The following is a 16,042-nucleotide window of genomic DNA, read 5'->3' as shown; positions in this document are numbered from 1 at the left end:
CAATGAGGCGGCCCGATCACCCGCCGGCCCGCACCAAGGCGCGGGATCCAGGGGCGACCGGGCCGCGGTTCACCGGGTTTTTTCCTGTGTCCGGGTGTCTGAGGGAGGCTTGCCCTGGTCGGGCGGAGTGGTGTCGGCACCCTGGGCCGCCTTTTTCGCCTGAGCCCGTTCCAGGGCGGCCTGGATCGCGGCCTTCTTGGGGTCGCTGCCCGTGTCCGAGGCCTTGTTTTCGGCGGGTTTGTCGTTCAGGGCCTGCTTCTTGCGGTTCATGCGTTCGGCCTTTTCCCGTTTTTCCCGGGCCAGGCGTTCCTGACGCATCTCATGACGCACCCGGGCGGCATCCGCCTCCTGCTTTTCCCGCTCCTGGGACCAGATCTCGTTCTTGGCGAAGCGGTAGAACTGCACCAGGGGAATGTTGCTGGGACACACATGGGCGCAGCAGCCGCACTCGATGCAGTCGAACAGGCTGTAGTCCTGGGCCTTGTCGAAATCCCGCGCCCGGGTGAACCAGTAAAGCTGCTGGGGCAGCAGGTTGGCGGGGCACACGCGCACGCACTCGCCGCAGCGGATGCAGGGCATCACGGGCCCGGGCGGATCCACCTCTTCGCCCTTGGCCGCCAGGATGCAGTTGGTGCCCTTGATGATGGGCACCTGGTCGCTGGCCAGGGCAAACCCCATCATGGGGCCGCCCATGATGAGCCGCTCCACGTCGTCGCTGTAGCCGCCGGCATGGGCTACCAGATGGCTGATGGGGGTGCCAAAGGGCACCCGCAGATTGCGGGGTCGCTGCACGCCGCTGCCGGTGACGGTGACGATGCGGGAGATCAGGGGCTCGCCGCGGATCACTGCCCGGTAGATGTTGGCCAGGGTGCCCACGTTATGACAGACCACGCCCACGTCGGCCGGCAGGCCCTCGCTGGGCACCTCGCGACCGGTGAGCACCCGGATGAGCTGGCGTTCGCCGCCGGCCGGGTAGATGCTGGGGACTGCGACGATGCGGATGTTGTCGTTTTCCTCGCCCCCCAGGGCCTCGGTCATGGCGCGCAGCGCCTCGGGCTTGTTGTCTTCGATGCCGATGAGGCACTGGCGGGGCTGCAGCGTGCGCTTGACCAGCAGCAGCCCCTGGATCACCGCGTCGGCGCGGGTGCGCATGAGCATGTCGTCGCAGGTGATGTAGGGTTCGCACTCGGCGCCGTTGACCACCAGGGTGTCGATGGTCTGCTGCGGGCGGGGATTGAGCTTCACCGCCGAGGGGAAGGCGGCGCCGCCCATGCCCACAAGGCCACCCTCGCGCACCCGGTGCCGCAGGCGAGCCGGATCCAGGTTCTGCAGGTCCTCGATGGGGGGCATGCGGTGCTCGCCCCAGTCCTCGTCGCCGTCCACTTCGATCACCACACAGGGGGCGGTGAGGCCGGAGGGGTGCGGCACCGGGTGTTCCTCGATGCCGCGCACGCGACCGGAGGTGGGGGCGTGGATGTGGGCGCCCACATAAGTGTCGCAGCGGGCGATGATCTGGCCCTTGTAGACCTTGTCGCCAGCCTTCACCACCGGTTGTGCCATCTCGCCGATGTGCTGGCGCAGGGGCAGGGTCAGGTACTCGGCCAGCGGTGCCTTGAACACGGTTTCTTGCGTGCTCTCGGCCTTGTGGTCGGGCAGCTTGAGGCCGCCATTGAAACGCCAGAGTTTGTGTGGGGTTGATGTCATCGGGTGCGATTGTAACCGAAACGGGGCATCGGTCCGGGGTCAGGCGCCAGGCGCCGACTGTTGAGCCAGATCCGCCAGGCGAACACGGCCGTCAGGACGCTCCAGGGGCAGGGGCCACTTCCAGCTGCTCAGATCCCTGGGGATGGGCTCCATCTGGATGCAGTCCACCGGGCAGGGGCTGATGCACAGTTCACAGCCGGTGCATTGGGCCTCAACCACGGTGTGCAGTTGTTTGGGGGCGCCCACGATGGCGTCCACCGGGCAGGCCTGCAGGCACAGGGTGCAGCCGATGCAGGTGTTCTCATCGATCACTGCCCGCGCCTTTTCCTTCACGTCGCCTTCAACGGGCTTGGCATCCCGGCCCAGCAGGTCAGCCAGGGCCAGCACCGTATTGTTGCCACCGGGCGGGCACAGATTGATGTCTGCCGTGCCCTCGGCGATGGCCTCGGCGTAGGGTCGGCAGCCGGGAAAGCCGCATTGACCGCACTGGGTTTGCGGCAGCATGTTGTCGATCTGCTCGACCACCGGGTCGCTTTCCACGCGAAAACGCACGGCGGAATACCCCAGGATGAGCCCGAAGACGGCAGACAGCGAACTGATGACAAGAACGGCGGCTAGCATAGGCGGTTACCTGTCTTGAAGGGGCGCGGCGAGCGCCTCAGGGGGCCAGACCGATGAATCCCATAAAGGCCAGGGACATGAGTCCGGCAGTCACCAGGGCGATGGCGCTGCCCTTGAACGGCTTGGGTACGTCGGCGGCGGCGATGCGCTCGCGCATGGCCGCGAACAGCACCAGCACCACCGAGAAGCCGATGGCGGCACCCAGGCCATAGACCACCGAATCCACAAAGCCGTGCATTTCCTGCACGTTCAGGAGCGCCACGCCCAATACTGCACAGTTAGTGGTGATCAGGGGCAGAAAGATCCCCAAAACGTTATAAAGCAGGGGGCTGGTCTTGTGCACCACCATCTCGGTGAACTGCACCACCGCCGCGATCACCAGGATGAAAGCGATGGTGCGCAGGTATTCCAGACCGAACGGCGCCAGCAGGTACTCGTTCACCAGGAAACTCACCACGGACGACAGGGTGAGCACGAAGGTGGTTGCCAACCCCATGCCGGCGGCAGTCTCCACCTTGCGGGAGACGCCCATGAACGGGCACAGGCCCAGGAACTTCACCAGGACGAAGTTGTTGACCAGTACCGTGCTGACCAGAATGAGTGCTAACTCGGACATGGATCTCCCACCGTCTGGCGAGTATCAATCACCGGCATGGTCGGCTTCAACCGGGCGGATACTGGGGGCACCATTCACGTCCACCCCGTGGAAGTCCGCGGCACGAGGGTGCCCGCCGGCATCACGCATGTCGCCGGCGCGGCGGATGCAGGTGGTGCGCAGCCCGGCGGACCCGGCGGCATCCAGTTCGTCCACCGTGTCGGACAGGAAGAGGATCTGCCCCGGTGGCACGCCGATGCGTTCGGCAATGGCCTTGTAGGCGGCAATCTGCTTCTTGCCGCCCACTCGGGTATCAAAGTGTTCGGTGAACAGGGGGCGCAGGTCGCCGGCCTGGCTGTGCCCCAGGAGCATCTGCTGGCTGTGCGCGGAGCCGGAGGAGAACACGTACAGCGCCAGGCCCTGATCATGCCAGCCGCGCAGGCAGTCCACGGCATCGCCGTACACATGGCCGGCGAAGTCGCCGCGCTGAAAGCCTTCTTCCCACACCAGCCCCTGCAGGGCCTGGAGTGGTGTGATCTTCTGATCCGCCTGCATCCAGGCCAGCATGCGTTCGATCAGGGCCTCGTCGTTCAGCGAGCGGCCCGCATAGGCTCGCACATCCGCCAGCAAGCGTTTGACCCCGGGCTCGCGGCTGTGTTCACGCACAAACCCGGGCAGTCGGCGCGCCGCGTAGGGGAACAACTCGTCGCGGATGAAGGCACGGCTGGACAGCGTTCCCTCGATATCGGTGAGGATGGCTTGGGTCATGGGGTCAGTCTGCGCATGTTCAGTTCACACTCAAACAGGAATTCGAAGGCTTCCACATGGTGCCGGGCCTGAGCCACATCCTCGCCCCAGGTGTAAAAGCCGTGGCCTTCGATGAGGTAGCCCAGTAGTTCCGGGTGCTGGGTCATGTGCTCATCCACCCGGGCGGCCAGTTGGGGTATATCCTGCTCGTTGCCGAAGATTGGCACAATCACTTCGGCATCATGGGAGGTCACTTCCGGCAGGGCCGTGAGGATCTCGTAGTCCCGCAGGTGGATCTGTGAGCCCTGGGCGAGGCGGGAGAGCACGGTGGCATTGACCGAGTGGGTGTGCATCACGGCCCCGATCCGCGGCCAGCGGCGATACAGGATGATGTGCAGGAAGGTCTCGGCTGAAGGCTGCTTGTCGGGGGACAATACATTGCCTTCCAGGTCCACCAGCATCAGGCCGTCCGGACCCAGTTGGCCCTTGTGCTGGCCGGATTCGGTGATCAGCATGCGATCATCATCCAGGCGCGCCGAGAGATTGCCGGCGGTGGCTGGCATCCAGCCCCGTTCGTGGAAGAACCGGGCCGCCGAGATCAATGCGTCTGCCGTGTCACCGTGGTGCTCGTTAAGTTCGTCCATACCTGTGGGATCATAGGGAAAAGCAGCCGGCTAATGTACGCGAGGGTGACACGCGCGTCCATCCCGCAGCGCCAGGTGGGAGCGGCCCCTGGCCGCGAATGGACAGCCCGGTCGCCGGGTTCTTCGGCTGACATCGGGGGTCGGACATTCTCGTGGTGGTTGGCGGGAAAGCCTTCGCGGCCGAGGGCCGCTCCCACGGGCTCAGGACCAGGCAGGTTGTCCGGTGGGGAGGTCGGTATTGGCGAACAGGCGCTCCACGCCTTCCGGGTCCAGTTCCTGCACGGCGCTGGCCACCTGCTCATGGGTGAGGTGCGGGGCCAGCAGGGTGATGAAGTCGAACATGTAGCTGCGCATCCAGGCGCCGCGGCGAAAGCCGATGCGGGTAATGTTCTCGGAAAAGGCCGGTTGCGTCTCCAGGGGCACCAGATCATCGTCATTGCCTGCTTCCAGGGCGATGCGGGCAATGATGCCCACCCCCATGCCGTGGCGCACGTAGGTCTTGATGACATCCGCATCGGCGGCGGTGAGGACGATATCCGGTGTGAGGCCGGCGCGACGGAAGTCCGCGTCCATCTTGGTGCGGCCGCTGAAGCCGTCCAGGTAGGTGACGATGGGGTAGTCTGCCAGGCGCTCCAGGGGAATGGCCTTTTCCTTGGCCAGTTCGTGTCCGGCGGGCACCACCACGCAATGGCTCCAGCGATACGCAGGCAGCATGATTACCTGACCGGAGGCGATCAGCGGCTCCGTGCCGATGATGAAGTCCACCTCATCGTGACTGAGCATCTCGGCGATCTGGCGAGGTGTGCCCTGGTGGATCTGCACCCGCACCTTGGGGAAGCGGTGCTTGAAGGCGTCCACGATGGGGGGGAGGATGTAGCGGGCCTGGGCATGGGTGGTGGCAATGCGCAGATCCCCGGCCTGTTCGTCCCGGGCCTCTTCGGCGGCGCTGCGGATGTTTTCCACCTCACGCAGGATGGTGTCGCTGTAGGTCAGGATGCGTCGCCCCACCGGGGTCATCCCCGACAGGTGCTTGCCGTTGCGCTGGAAAAGCGGCACGCCCAGTTCCTCTTCCAGCAGGCGGATCTGCTTGCTGATGCCCGGCTGTGAGGTCATCAATCGGTCCGCCGCCTCGGAGATGTTGAGGTTGTAACGGGCGATGGCCTGCAGATAGCGGAGTTGCTGGAGTTTCATGAAAATGGGATCCTGTGACGCCGTGATGCGGGTCGTGCGGAATACATGATCCCGCAATTATACATATGCAAATAATTTTGTGTTATGGCGTGCCGTTGGCGTGGGATCAATGCACTGGCAGGCTCACGTCTGCGAACAGGGCGTCCACGTCCTCCTGATTTCGGGCCGACACGGCCTGTTCCAGCCTGGGCTGGTCCAGGTGTGGCGCGATCAGCGACATGAAGTATCCCATATAACTGCGCAGATACATGCCCCGCCGGAAGCCTACCCGGGTGATGTGCTCGCTGAACAGGCCGTTCGCCGGCAGATACACCAGGTCCGTGTCCGTATCCTCCTCGAAGGCCATGTGGGCGATGATGCCTGCCCCCAGCCCCAGCCGCACATAGGTCTTGATCACGTCCGAGTCTGCTGCGCTCAGCACGACCTCCGGGGTGAGCCCCTGTTTCTGAAAGTCCTGCTCCAGCTGGCCGCGGCCGGTAAAGCCATGCACATAGGTGACGATGGGATGTTCGGCCACTGCCTTCAGGGTGAGCGACTCCATCTTCGTCAGGGGATGTCCTGGCGTTACCACCACGCCATGAAGCCACCGGTATGCCGGCACCATGATCAGTTCCCGGTGCAGGGCGATGGCCTCGGTGGCGATGGCGAAATCCACCTGGCCCGAGGCGGCCATCTGGGCAATCTGTTCCGGGTTGCCCTGATGAATCAGCAGATGCACCTGGGGGTAGCGCTCGCGAAAGCGCTTGATCAGCGGTGGCAGGAAGTAACGGGCCTGGGTGTGGGTGGTGGCAATACTCAGGGTGCCCCGCGCCTCGTCACCGAACTCCTCGGCGATGGCGCGAATATTCTCCACCTCCCGGAGGATATTCTCCGCCCTGGCAAGGATCTTCTGTCCCGCTGGTGTGACGTGGCTGAAATGCTTGCCGCTACGATGGAAGATCTCCAGACCCAGTTCCTCTTCCAGCAACTTGATCTGCTTGCTCACCCCAGGCTGGGAGGTGAACAGCCTTTCGGCCGCCTCGGTGACGTTGAGGTTATTCTCGACGATGGCCTGCAGGTAGCGGAATTGCTGGAGTTTCATGGGCGAGGGCTCTTGGGTGCCGATGGCGTCGGATCCGTCACGCCGGCATCGGCTTATCCTGGGGGAGGGGTTTATGCCCTGGGGTGATTGATGAAGAATTTAATATTCTTTCAAAGGAGTCTATCGGACTGCTAGGTTTGGGTCGTCATTTTTGATAAAACGCAAGAGGTGACCCGTCATGAGCCACGCAAATACAGTATCCGGGCAGGAATACAGCACCATCCAACGCGAGGCGGCCCTGCGTCGGCGGATGGTGAGTCTGGAGCGGGAGCTCAAAAAGGTGGAGGCAGAACTGGACGGCGTACGCCAGTCCCGTTCCCGGCAGGGGGCGGGGACCGGCGCGGCGTTCCCCTCGCAGCCCCGTTTTGATCATCCGCTGCCGGTGGCCGCAGGGTGAATTACTTCACCCGCATCCCCGGCTCGGCCCCATCATCCGGTGACAGGATGAACAGATCCTTGCCCCCCGGACCAGCCGCCAGCACCATCCCCTCCGAGACACCAAACTTCATCTTGCGCGGCGCCAGGTTGGCCACCATGACTGTCAGTCGGCCTTCCAGGTCCGCCGGGTCGTAGGCCGACTTGATGCCCGCAAACACCTGCCGCGTCTCGCCACCCAGGTCCAGGGTGAGACGCAGCAGCTTGTCCGCCCCCTTTACATGCTCAGCCTGAGCGATGCGGGCAATGCGCAGATCCACCTTGGCGAAATCATCAAAGCTGATCTCGTCACGGATCGGGTCCTTCGCCAGTGGGCCAGCCGGTTTTGAGGCCGTGGGCTCCAGGCTCTCCTTGGAGGCCTCCAGCAGGGCCTTGACGGCCTCTGGGTCCACCCGGGTCATCAGCGGCTCGTAGGGCTTGATACGCGTTCCGGTCAGGGGCTTGGCCACCGCATCCCAGGTCAGCGGTTCCACATCCAGGAAGGACTCGGCCCGTTCGGCCATGGCCGGCAGTACCGGCTTGAGGTAGGTCATCAGCACGCGGAACAGGTTGATCCCCTGGGTGCAGATGCCCTGCACCTGGGGCAGGGTGTCCTCCTGCTTGGCCAGCACCCAGGGCTTTTGCTCATCCACATACTGGTTGGCGGTGTCTGCCAGGGACATGATCACCCGCATGGCCTGACCGAACTCGCGGCGCTCATACAGGCCGGCGATTTCGTCACCGGCGCGACGGAAGCGGTCATACAGGTCCGGATCGGGCAGTTCCTCCGCCAGACGTCCCTCGAAACGCTTGTGAATGAACCCGGCGCAGCGGGAGGCGATGTTCACCACCTTGCCCACCAGGTCGCTGTTCACCCGGGCGATGAAGTCGTCCAGGGACAGGTCGATGTCGTCCACCCCGGGGCCCAGCTTGGCGGCAAAGTAGTAGCGCAGGTATTCCGGCTGCAGGTGCTCCAGGTATGTGCTGGCCTTGATGAAGGTGCCCCGGGACTTGGACATCTTCTGGCCGTTCACGGTGAGAAAGCCGTGGCAGTGCACCGCCGTGGGGGCACGGAAACCGGCACCATGCAGCATGGCCGGCCAGAACAGGGTATGGAAGTAGGCGATGTCCTTGCCGATGAAGTGGTGCAATTCCGTGTTGCTGTCCGGGTTCCACCAGGCGTTGAAGTCCAGACCGTGCTGGTCGCAGTAGTTCTGGAAGCTGGCCATGTAGCCGATGGGGGCGTCCAGCCACACATAGAAGAATTTGCCCGGTGCATCGGGGATCTCGAAGCCCCAGTAGGGGGCATCCCGGGAAATGTCCCAGTCATTCAGGCCGGCCTCGAACCACTCCCGCAGCTTGTTGCGGATCTCCCCCTGCAGGCTGCCGGAGCCGGTCCAGTCCCGCAGCATGCGATGAAAGTCGGCCAGCTGGAAGAAATAGTGTTCGGACTCCCTCTCCACCGGGGTGGCGCCGGAGATGGCAGACACCGGATTCTTCAGGTCCGTAGGGGTGTAGGTGGCCCCGCAGGCCTCGCAGGAGTCGCCATACTGATCGGCGGCGCCGCAGCGTGGGCATTCCCCCTTGATGAAGCGGTCGGGCAGGAACATGCCTGCCTCCGGGTCGTAGGCCTGGCGGATGGTGCGCTGGGCAATGTGCCCCTTTTCCTTCAGGCGGCCATAGATGAGTTCGGCGAAGTGCCGGTTCTCGGGGGAGTGGGTGCTGTGGTAGTTGTCGAAATCAACCAGAAAGCCGGCGAAGTCCGTGCGGTGCTCCTGGCCGATGCGTTCGATGAGTTCATCCGGCGTGATGCCCTCGCTGCGGGCCTTGAGCATGATGGGCGTGCCGTGGGCGTCGTCGGCGCACACGTACAGGCAGCGATGGCCGCGGGTCTTCTGGAACCGCACCCAGATATCGGTCTGGATGTATTCCACCAGATGCCCCAGGTGGATGGGGCCATTGGCATAGGGCAGGGCGCTGGTGACGAGGATGTTGCGGGTGTCGGATGTCATGATCGTAACGCTGCGGGGAAAACCATTGAAGTTAACAGTTTCCCGGCGGACGGACCAGCAAGACATGGTGGGCAGAGGGGTTGGGGCCGGGCCGCCATCGTGTAGAATCCCGGGAATTGCAAGATTGCGGAGTGAAGAACATGGCGGAAGTGTCGCGGCTCAAGATCGAAACGGCTCTGAAGGAGATCCAGGACCCGTACCTGGACAAGGATCTGATGTCCGCCAACGCGGTGAAGGACATCCAGGTGGAGGGCAGCGCGGTGACCGTGCAGCTGAGCCTGGGTTACCCGGCGGCGGGCTGGCATGGCGAGCTCACGCGTCTGGTGGAGGACAAGCTCAAGGCCATCGATGGCGTTGGTCAGGTGACGGTGAACATCGCCACCCGTATCGTCGCTCATGCGGTGCAGCGCACCCTCAAGCCCCTGGAAGGCATCAAGAACATCATCGCCGTGGCCTCCGGCAAAGGTGGCGTGGGCAAGTCCACCACCGCCGTCAACCTGGCCCTGGCCCTGAAGGCCGAAGGCGCCACCGTGGGCATCCTGGACGCCGACATCTACGGCCCCAGTCAGCCGCGCATGCTGGGCATTTCCGGCAAGCCGGAGACCAAGGATGGCAAGACCATGCAACCCATGGAAAATCATGGTCTGCAGGCCATGTCCATCGGCTTCCTCATCGAAGAGGACACGCCCATGATCTGGCGCGGCCCCATGGTCACCCAGGCCCTGGAACAGTTGCTGCGCGACACCAACTGGGCGGAGCTGGATTACCTGATCATCGACCTGCCCCCGGGCACCGGCGACACCCAGCTCACCCTGGCCCAGAAGATCCCGGTGAGCGGCGCCATCATCGTCACCACCCCGCAGGACATCGCCCTGCTGGATGCCCGCAAGGGCCTGAAGATGTTCGAAAAGGTGGACGTGCCGGTGCTGGGCGTGGTGGAAAACATGAGCATCCACATCTGCTCCAACTGCGGTCACGAGGAGCATATCTTCGGTCAGGGCGGCGGCGAGCGCATGGCCGAGGAGTACGGCGCCGAGTTCCTGGGTGCCTTGCCGCTGGACATGCACATCCGCGAGCAGGTGGACGGCGGCAATCCCACCGTGGTGGCCGACCCCGAGGGTCGCGTGGCCGAGATCTACCGGGAGATCGCCCGCCGCTCCGCTGCACGCCTGGCCACCCAGGCCAAGGACTTCAGTTCCAAGTTTCCCAACATCGTCATCCAGAACAGCTGACCCATGCCCATCAAATCCGACCACTGGATCCGCCGCATGGCGGAAGAACACGGCATGATCGAGCCCTTCGAGCCAGGCCAGGTGCGCTATGCCGGGAATGAACGCATCATCTCCTACGGCACCTCCAGCTACGGCTACGACGTACGCTGCGCGGACGAATTCAAGGTGTTCACCAACATCAACTCCACCATCGTCGACCCCAAACACTTCGACGAGCGCAGCTTCGTGGACGTGAAGTCGGATGTCTGCATCATCCCACCCAATTCCTTTGCGCTGGCGCATACCCTTGAATACTTTCGTATTCCACGCTCAATCCTGACCATTTGCCTCGGAAAAAGCACGTACGCAAGATGCGGATTAATTGTAAATGTAACGCCCTTGGAACCGGAGTGGGAGGGGCATGTGACGTTGGAGTTTTCCAATACCACGCCGCTGCCGGCGCGGATTTATGCCAACGAAGGCGTGGCGCAGATGCTGTTTCTGGAGTCGGATGAGATTTGTGATGTGTCCTACAAGGATCGGGGCGGGAAGTATCAGGGGCAGCGGGGGGTGACGTTGCCCAGGACCTGATTGTGCTCGCGGGAGAGGGGTTGGGGTGAGGACAGGCGGGCACGGGGCATGACAGCGCCCCCATACTTGAGGTTTAATGTAGGCTTTCCCGGCACACCTGCGCCGCGGTCGGCGGGGCGGGTTTTCAGCCGCCCGGACCGCATGCCACAGAGGTTCTAAACGACATGCAACAAACGGCCAACCACCATGACGCCGAGCGCGTGGTGGGCTACACGTTACACGGGCGCCGTTACCTGAATGTGACCCACCGCTGCACCCTGCGCTGCGCCTTCTGCCCCAAGTACAACCGGACCTGGGACGTGCAGGGCTACGACCTGCGCCTGCAGGCCGACCCCACCGTGGCCGAGATGATCGAGGCCGTGGGCGATCCGGTCCAGTGGGAGGCGGTGGTCTTCTGCGGCCTGGGCGAGCCCACCCTGCGTCTGGATGACATCCTGGAAGTGGCCCGCGACATCAAGACGCGGGGTGCCCGTTGCGTGCGCATCAATACCGACGGACTGGCCAGCCTGGTGCATGGTCGGGACGTGACCCCGGAGATGGCCGGCTGCATCGATGCCCTGTCCATCTCCTTGAATGCCCAGGATGAACTCACCTACGAGCGCCACTGCCGCCCCAAACTTCCCGGTGCCCATGCCGCCCTGCTGGACTTTGCCCGCAAGGCCCGGGCCCACGTGCCCGAGGTGACCCTTACCGCCGTCGACGGTCTGGCCGGCGTGGACATCGCCGCCTGCGAAGCCATCGCCCGGGATCTGGGCGTGGGGTTCCGTCGGCGCGTGCTGGACCAGGTGGGCTGACCCGTGGGACTGAGTGACCGCGTCAACACCCTGGGCCGCGACCTCAAGGCCCGTTTCGGCCAGCGGGTGCACAAGCTCACCGTGAGTGCCGGGTTCGTCTGTCCCAACATGGACGGCACCCGGGGTCGCGGTGGCTGCGCCTTCTGCAACAACGACAGCTTTGCCCCCCAGGGCCAGGACGGCGGTGAGGTGGCCCGCCAGCTGCGCGAAGGGCGCGAGGTCATCGTCCGGCGCAATGGCGCCAGCCTGTATCTGGCCTATTTCCAGGCCTACACCAACACCTATGCCGAGGTGGACCGCCTCAAGCATCTCTATGACGCCGCCCTGGAACAACCCGGCGTGGTGGGCCTGGCCATTGGCACCCGCCCCGACTGCGTGCCCGACAAGGTGCTGGACCTGCTGTGCGCCTACCAGGATCAGGGCTACCTCATCTGGCTGGAACTGGGCCTGCAGTCCGCCTTTGACGAGACCCTCAACCGCGTCAATCGCGGTCATGGCTTTGGCGAATACAAGGACGCCGTGAACCGCGCCCGCAGCCGGGGCCTGCTGGTGTGTACCCACCTGATCCACGGCCTGCCCGGCGAGACCCCCTGGCACCAGCGGGAAACCCTCAGCCGGGTGCTCAACGAAGGCACCGACGGCCTCAAGCTGCACCCCCTGCATGTGGTGCGTGGTACCCAGCTGGCCCGCCTGTGGCGCAACGGGGACTACCGCCCCTGGACCTTGAACGAATACGTGAACACCGCCGCCGACCTCATCGAGATGACCCCGCCGGAGGTGGTGTTCCACCGCCTCACGGCCACCGCCCGCGAACCCCTGCTGCTGGCCCCCGAGTGGTGCGCCAGCAAATGGAACGCGATCAACGGCATCGAACAGGAACTCACGCGCCGGGGCACCCGCCAGGGTGCGCGCCATCCCTACCCAGACAGTCACCTTCCCGGAACCCAGGAGAGTTGTTGATGAACCCACAACGTATGGAGCTGGTCTGCCCTGCCGGCGGCCTGCCCGCGCTGCGCACGGCGGTGGACCACGGCGCCGACGCCGTCTACCTGAGCCTGCGCGGCGAGACCAATGCCCGTAACTTTCCGGGCCTGAACTTCGATCGCAAGGCCCTGGCCAAGGGCATCGCCTATGCGCACGGCAAGGGCACCAAGGTGTACATGGCCCTGAACACCTATCCGCAACCGGATATCTGGAAGGCCGCCACCGAGGCAGTGGACGCCGCTGCCGCCGAGGGTGTGGACGCCGTCATCCTGGCGGATCTGGGCCTGATGCGTCACGCCGCCGACAACCATCCCGATCTCACCCTGCACCTGTCCGTGCAGGGCTCGGCCACCACCGCCGAGGCCCTCAACTTCTACCACGACCGCTATGGCGTGCGTCGCGCCGTGCTGCCCCGGGTGCTGTCCCTGTCCCAGGTGGCCCAGGTGATCGAGCGCACCAAGGTGGATATCGAGGTGTTCGGTTTTGGCAGCCTGTGCGTGATGGTGGAAGGGCGCTGCATGCTGTCCTCTTATGCCACCGGCGACTCTCCCAACACCAAGGGGGCCTGTTCCCCGGCCCACTCGGTACGCTGGATCGAGACCGAGCGCGGCCGCGAGGCCCGTCTCAACGGCGTGCTCATCGACACCTTCCGGGAAGGCGAGAGCGCCGGTTACCCGGTGATCTGCAAGGGCCGCTATCACGTGGGCGATGGCCAGGACACCGTGTACGCCATCGAGGAACCCACCAGCCTGAGCACCCTGGACATCCTGCCCGATCTGATGAAAGCGGGAGTGAAGGCCATCAAGCTGGAAGGCCGCCAGCGCAGCCCTGCCTACGTGGGCAAGGCCACGCAGGTGATGCGTCAGGCCCTGGATGCAGTGCATGCCAACCCCGACAATTACAAGCCGAAGCCGGAATGGGCCGAGCAGCTCGCCGGCATGTCCGAAGGACGCACCCAGACCCTGGGTGCCTTGCATAGAGCCTGGCAATGAAACTTTCTCTGGGACCGATTCCATACTACTGGCCCCGCGAACGGGTCATGGACTTCTACAAGGCCATCGAAACCGCACCCGTGGATATCGTCTACCTGGGCGAGACGGTGTGCTCCAAGCGCCGCGAGTTGCGCGCCGCTGACTGGCTGGAACTGGCCGATCGCCTGAGCGAGTCTGGCAAGACGGTGGTCATGTCCACCCTGGCCCTCATGGAGGCGGAATCCGAGCGCCTGGCCCTGGAACGCCTGGTGAACAACGGCCGCTACATGATCGAGGCCAACGATGCCACCGGCCTGGGCCTGTCCATGGGCAAGCCCTTCGTGGCCGGTCCTCACATCAACACCTATAACGCCGGCACCCTCAAGGAACTGGCCGACGTGGGTGCCGTGCGCTGGGTGATGCCCGTGGAACTGTCCCGGGACATCCTCGCGGCCATGCACGCGGCCCGGCCCGAGGGGCTGGAGACCGAGGTGTGGGGCTTCGGGCGTTTGCCTCTGGCCTTCTCCGCCCGCTGTTTCACCGCCCGGGCCCGCAACCTGCCCAAGGACAGCTGCGAACTGGCCTGCATCGATTACCCCGGCGGTCTGTCCATGTCCACCCAGGACGGCAAGGGCTTTCTCACCATCAACGGCATCGAATTGCAATCTGCCGACCCGTGCAACCTCATCGAAGCCGTGCCGGAGTTGCTGGACATGGGCGTGGAAGTGCTGCGCATCTCCCCTGAACCCGAGGGCACCGAGCAGGTGATCCAGGCCTTCCGCGACTGCGTTGAGGGTACCCGCTCGTCCGCCCAAGCCATGGAACAGATCAGGGACCTGTATCCGCGGTTCTCCAACGGTTACTGGAAGGGCGAGGCCGGCATGAACTGGCAGGAGAGCTTATCGGCATGAGCACCCGGCCCTGCCGGGTGTGGAGCGAGCCGGCCGCGCCGGGTTCCGTGCAGGCCGCGCGGGACCGTCTCCATCTGGAGGGCTGCGTGGCCGAGGATGAGGCGCGGCTGCGGTTTCATCGCTACCAGCCCACCGCCAGCCTGGGCCGCTTCGAGGCCGCGTGCCACGCGGTGCGCGAGCAGTACTGTGCCCAGGTCGGCATCCCCGTGGTGCGTCGCCTCACCGGCGGCGGGGCCCTGTACCTGGCCCCGGCACAATGCTGCCTGAGCCTGACCCTGCCCCGGCACTGGCTGGGAGAGGGTGATACCCTCACCGCGCTCATGGCCCGTCTCAACCGGGCCCTGGCCCGCGCCCTGCAAAGCCTGGGCGTGCCCGCGCGCACGGCGTTTCCCAACGACCTGGAAGTGGACGGCCGCAAGCTGGGGTCCGGTTTTCTGGCCATGGATGCCGAGTCGGTGCTCTACCAGGCGGTCCTGCTGGAAGACCTGGATACCGAAGTGCTGCTCAAGGTACTGCGCGCCCCCCGGGAAAAGCTCAGCAGTCAGGGCATCCTCAGTGCCCGGCAGCGCTTCATCACCCTGCGGGATTTCCCGGGCGACGCCCCGGAGATGGAAGCGGCCAAGGCGGCGGTATCCCAGGCACTGATGAAGGAACTGGCCCTGGAGCCAGTGGCCGCGCCGCCGGACCGCTGGATGGCGCTGGATCAGGGCAGGCCTCCTCCTGCAGTGAATCCGGCCCTTCAGGAAGACTGGTCCGATCAGCGCCAGGATCGCTGGGAGGCCTTCTTGCCCACCGCCGGCGGCGTGCTGCACCTGCGCGTCACACCGGATGCAGAGGGTCGTGTGATCGAGCAGGCCGTGTTTGCCGGCGCCGTGCATGTTTCGCCGGCCGACCTGTTCGACTCCCTGGCGGATGCCATTACCGGTGCGCCCATGGATGCCGCCGAGGTGCGCCTGATCCGGCGCCTTCGAACCGACGCGGGGCAGACGCCGGGTTTTGGGCCCGATGAGTTGTCGCTGTTGCTGCGCCTGGCCCTGGGACGCCGCTCCGAGCAGGCCCTGGGGTTGTCCAACTGGCAGGCCAATCGTTTGATGGTGCATCGGGTGAGTGGCAACGAGACCGCAAGGCAGATCCTGGATCGGGCCACGGTGATGCTGGTGCCCTATTGCGCCAAGCCGGGCTGGTGCCGCTGGCGTCACGAGGATGGCTGTCCGGAATGCGGTGCCTGCGAGGTGGGCGAGGCCTACCGCCTGGCCCGGGAGCGTGGGCTGGAAGTGGTGACCATCACCCGTTTCGAGCATCTGTGTGAGGTGCTGGAGCAAATGCAGGCCCGGGGTGAGCCCGCGTACGTGGGCATGTGCTGCAGCCACTTTTACCTCAAGCGCATCCACGCCTTTCGCAATGCGGGCATACCGGCGGTGCTCATGGATATCAGCGGTTCCAACTGTTACGAACTGGGGCAGGAGGACGAGGCCTATGCAGGGCGTTTCACGGCCGAGGCCCAACTGGATGGCGAGCTGCTGGAGAAGGTGATGGTGTGGGTGCCGAAGATGCCTGGCAAGCCCTGAGGC

General features: G+C 64.7%; 16 protein-coding genes. 8 read left to right on the top strand and 8 right to left on the bottom strand.

Translation table 11 applies throughout. The annotated features are described in order from the left end of the window. Nucleotides 1-69: 69 nt before the first annotated feature. The 7 genes from rsxC to cysB all read right to left on the bottom strand — a co-directional run bounded on the left by rsxC (nucleotide 70) and on the right by cysB (nucleotide 6,583). A complete protein-coding gene (gene rsxC, locus ECTHA_RS0112415; RefSeq protein ID WP_025282456.1) occupies nucleotides 70-1,704 on the bottom strand; it encodes an electron transport complex subunit RsxC in 1,635 nt (544 codons plus the stop codon). 39 nt (nucleotides 1,705-1,743) lie between these two features. Further along, nucleotides 1,744-2,325 carry an electron transport complex subunit RsxB gene (gene rsxB, locus ECTHA_RS0112410; protein WP_025282455.1) on the bottom strand — a complete coding sequence of 194 codons (582 nt, stop codon included), beginning with the start codon at nucleotides 2,323-2,325 and terminating at the stop codon, nucleotides 1,744-1,746. Nucleotides 2,326-2,362: 37 nt separating this feature from the next. Further along, entirely contained in the window at nucleotides 2,363-2,941 is a 579-nt protein-coding gene (gene rsxA, locus ECTHA_RS0112405; protein ID WP_025282454.1) for an electron transport complex subunit RsxA, read from the bottom strand. A gap of 24 nt (nucleotides 2,942-2,965) precedes the next feature. Beyond that, nucleotides 2,966-3,688: an acireductone synthase gene (mtnC, locus tag ECTHA_RS18225; RefSeq protein WP_025282453.1), complete on the bottom strand. Its 723-nt coding sequence runs from the start codon at nucleotides 3,686-3,688 to the stop codon at nucleotides 2,966-2,968. After that, nucleotides 3,685-4,311 carry a methylthioribulose 1-phosphate dehydratase gene (locus ECTHA_RS0112395; RefSeq protein ID WP_025282452.1) on the bottom strand — a complete coding sequence of 209 codons (627 nt, stop codon included), beginning with the start codon at nucleotides 4,309-4,311 and terminating at the stop codon, nucleotides 3,685-3,687. Before ECTHA_RS0112395 ends, mtnC begins: the two co-directional genes overlap by 4 nt. A gap of 201 nt (nucleotides 4,312-4,512) precedes the next feature. After that, a complete protein-coding gene (locus ECTHA_RS0112390) occupies nucleotides 4,513-5,502 on the bottom strand; it encodes a LysR substrate-binding domain-containing protein (RefSeq protein WP_025282451.1) in 990 nt (329 codons plus the stop codon). A 106-nt stretch (nucleotides 5,503-5,608) separates the two neighbouring features. Beyond that, nucleotides 5,609-6,583 carry an HTH-type transcriptional regulator CysB gene (gene cysB, locus ECTHA_RS0112385; protein ID WP_025282450.1) on the bottom strand — a complete coding sequence of 325 codons (975 nt, stop codon included), beginning with the start codon at nucleotides 6,581-6,583 and terminating at the stop codon, nucleotides 5,609-5,611. 178 nt (nucleotides 6,584-6,761) lie between these two features. Between cysB and ECTHA_RS0112380 the strand changes: the two genes are divergently transcribed. Beyond that, on the top strand, nucleotides 6,762-6,980 hold the full coding sequence (locus ECTHA_RS0112380) for a hypothetical protein (protein WP_025282449.1): 219 nt from the start codon (nucleotides 6,762-6,764) through the stop codon (nucleotides 6,978-6,980). Nucleotide 6,981: 1 nt separating this feature from the next. Here ECTHA_RS0112380 and metG read toward each other — a convergent pair whose 3' ends face one another. Next, nucleotides 6,982-9,009, bottom strand: coding sequence for a methionine--tRNA ligase (metG, locus tag ECTHA_RS0112375; protein ID WP_025282448.1), 2,028 nt, complete (start codon nucleotides 9,007-9,009; stop codon nucleotides 6,982-6,984). 140 nt (nucleotides 9,010-9,149) lie between these two features. Between metG and apbC the strand changes: the two genes are divergently transcribed. The 7 genes from apbC (at nucleotide 9,150) to ECTHA_RS0112340 (ending at nucleotide 16,039) form a co-directional block, all read left to right on the top strand. After that, complete coding sequence (apbC, locus tag ECTHA_RS0112370) at nucleotides 9,150-10,241, top strand: iron-sulfur cluster carrier protein ApbC (protein ID WP_025282447.1); 1,092 nt, start codon at nucleotides 9,150-9,152, stop codon at nucleotides 10,239-10,241. Nucleotides 10,242-10,244: 3 nt separating this feature from the next. Continuing rightward, nucleotides 10,245-10,811 (top strand): dCTP deaminase, encoded by a 567-nt coding sequence (gene dcd, locus ECTHA_RS19935; RefSeq protein WP_025282446.1) that lies wholly within the window; start codon nucleotides 10,245-10,247, stop codon nucleotides 10,809-10,811. 164 nt (nucleotides 10,812-10,975) lie between these two features. Beyond that, nucleotides 10,976-11,605 (top strand): TatD family nuclease-associated radical SAM protein, encoded by a 630-nt coding sequence (locus ECTHA_RS0112360; protein ID WP_025282445.1) that lies wholly within the window; start codon nucleotides 10,976-10,978, stop codon nucleotides 11,603-11,605. Nucleotides 11,606-11,608: 3 nt separating this feature from the next. Continuing rightward, entirely contained in the window at nucleotides 11,609-12,565 is a 957-nt protein-coding gene (gene mnmL, locus ECTHA_RS0112355; RefSeq protein ID WP_025282444.1) for a tRNA modification radical SAM protein MnmL/YtqA, read from the top strand. Nucleotides 12,566-12,579: 14 nt separating this feature from the next. After that, nucleotides 12,580-13,581, top strand: coding sequence for a ubiquinone anaerobic biosynthesis protein UbiU (ubiU, locus tag ECTHA_RS0112350; protein WP_419398015.1), 1,002 nt, complete (start codon nucleotides 12,580-12,582; stop codon nucleotides 13,579-13,581). Next, nucleotides 13,578-14,471, top strand: a complete 894-nt coding sequence (ubiV, locus tag ECTHA_RS0112345) for a ubiquinone anaerobic biosynthesis protein UbiV (protein WP_025282442.1) — start codon at nucleotides 13,578-13,580, stop codon at nucleotides 14,469-14,471. Before ubiU ends, ubiV begins: the two co-directional genes overlap by 4 nt. Beyond that, entirely contained in the window at nucleotides 14,468-16,039 is a 1,572-nt protein-coding gene (locus ECTHA_RS0112340) for a lipoyl protein ligase domain-containing protein (protein WP_025282441.1), read from the top strand. Before ubiV ends, ECTHA_RS0112340 begins: the two co-directional genes overlap by 4 nt. Nucleotides 16,040-16,042: the final 3 nt, after the last annotated feature.

Origin of the sequence: Ectothiorhodospira haloalkaliphila ATCC 51935 (genome assembly GCF_000633935.1) — a bacterium.
Lineage (GTDB): Bacteria > Pseudomonadota > Gammaproteobacteria > Ectothiorhodospirales > Ectothiorhodospiraceae > Ectothiorhodospira > Ectothiorhodospira haloalkaliphila.
The sequence above is the reverse complement of the archived record's forward strand: the minus strand, read 5'-3'. Positions and strand labels throughout refer to the sequence as shown.

Coding starts and splice junctions, on each gene's coding strand:
- ubiU (WP_419398015.1), top strand. CDS start 12,580: ATGGAGCTGGTCTGCCCTGCCGGCGGCCTGCCCGCGCTGCGCACGGCG.
- ECTHA_RS0112395 (WP_025282452.1), bottom strand. CDS start 4,311: ATGGACGAACTTAACGAGCACCACGGTGACACGGCAGACGCATTGATC.
- cysB (WP_025282450.1), bottom strand. CDS start 6,583: ATGAAACTCCAGCAATTCCGCTACCTGCAGGCCATCGTCGAGAATAAC.
- metG (WP_025282448.1), bottom strand. CDS start 9,009: ATGACATCCGACACCCGCAACATCCTCGTCACCAGCGCCCTGCCCTAT.
- rsxC (WP_025282456.1), bottom strand. CDS start 1,704: ATGACATCAACCCCACACAAACTCTGGCGTTTCAATGGCGGCCTCAAG.
- ubiV (WP_025282442.1), top strand. CDS start 13,578: ATGAAACTTTCTCTGGGACCGATTCCATACTACTGGCCCCGCGAACGG.
- dcd (WP_025282446.1), top strand. CDS start 10,245: ATGCCCATCAAATCCGACCACTGGATCCGCCGCATGGCGGAAGAACAC.
- apbC (WP_025282447.1), top strand. CDS start 9,150: ATGGCGGAAGTGTCGCGGCTCAAGATCGAAACGGCTCTGAAGGAGATC.
- ECTHA_RS0112360 (WP_025282445.1), top strand. CDS start 10,976: ATGCAACAAACGGCCAACCACCATGACGCCGAGCGCGTGGTGGGCTAC.
- ECTHA_RS0112340 (WP_025282441.1), top strand. CDS start 14,468: ATGAGCACCCGGCCCTGCCGGGTGTGGAGCGAGCCGGCCGCGCCGGGT.
- mtnC (WP_025282453.1), bottom strand. CDS start 3,688: ATGACCCAAGCCATCCTCACCGATATCGAGGGAACGCTGTCCAGCCGT.
- ECTHA_RS0112390 (WP_025282451.1), bottom strand. CDS start 5,502: ATGAAACTCCAGCAACTCCGCTATCTGCAGGCCATCGCCCGTTACAAC.
- rsxB (WP_025282455.1), bottom strand. CDS start 2,325: ATGCTAGCCGCCGTTCTTGTCATCAGTTCGCTGTCTGCCGTCTTCGGG.
- ECTHA_RS0112380 (WP_025282449.1), top strand. CDS start 6,762: ATGAGCCACGCAAATACAGTATCCGGGCAGGAATACAGCACCATCCAA.
- rsxA (WP_025282454.1), bottom strand. CDS start 2,941: ATGTCCGAGTTAGCACTCATTCTGGTCAGCACGGTACTGGTCAACAAC.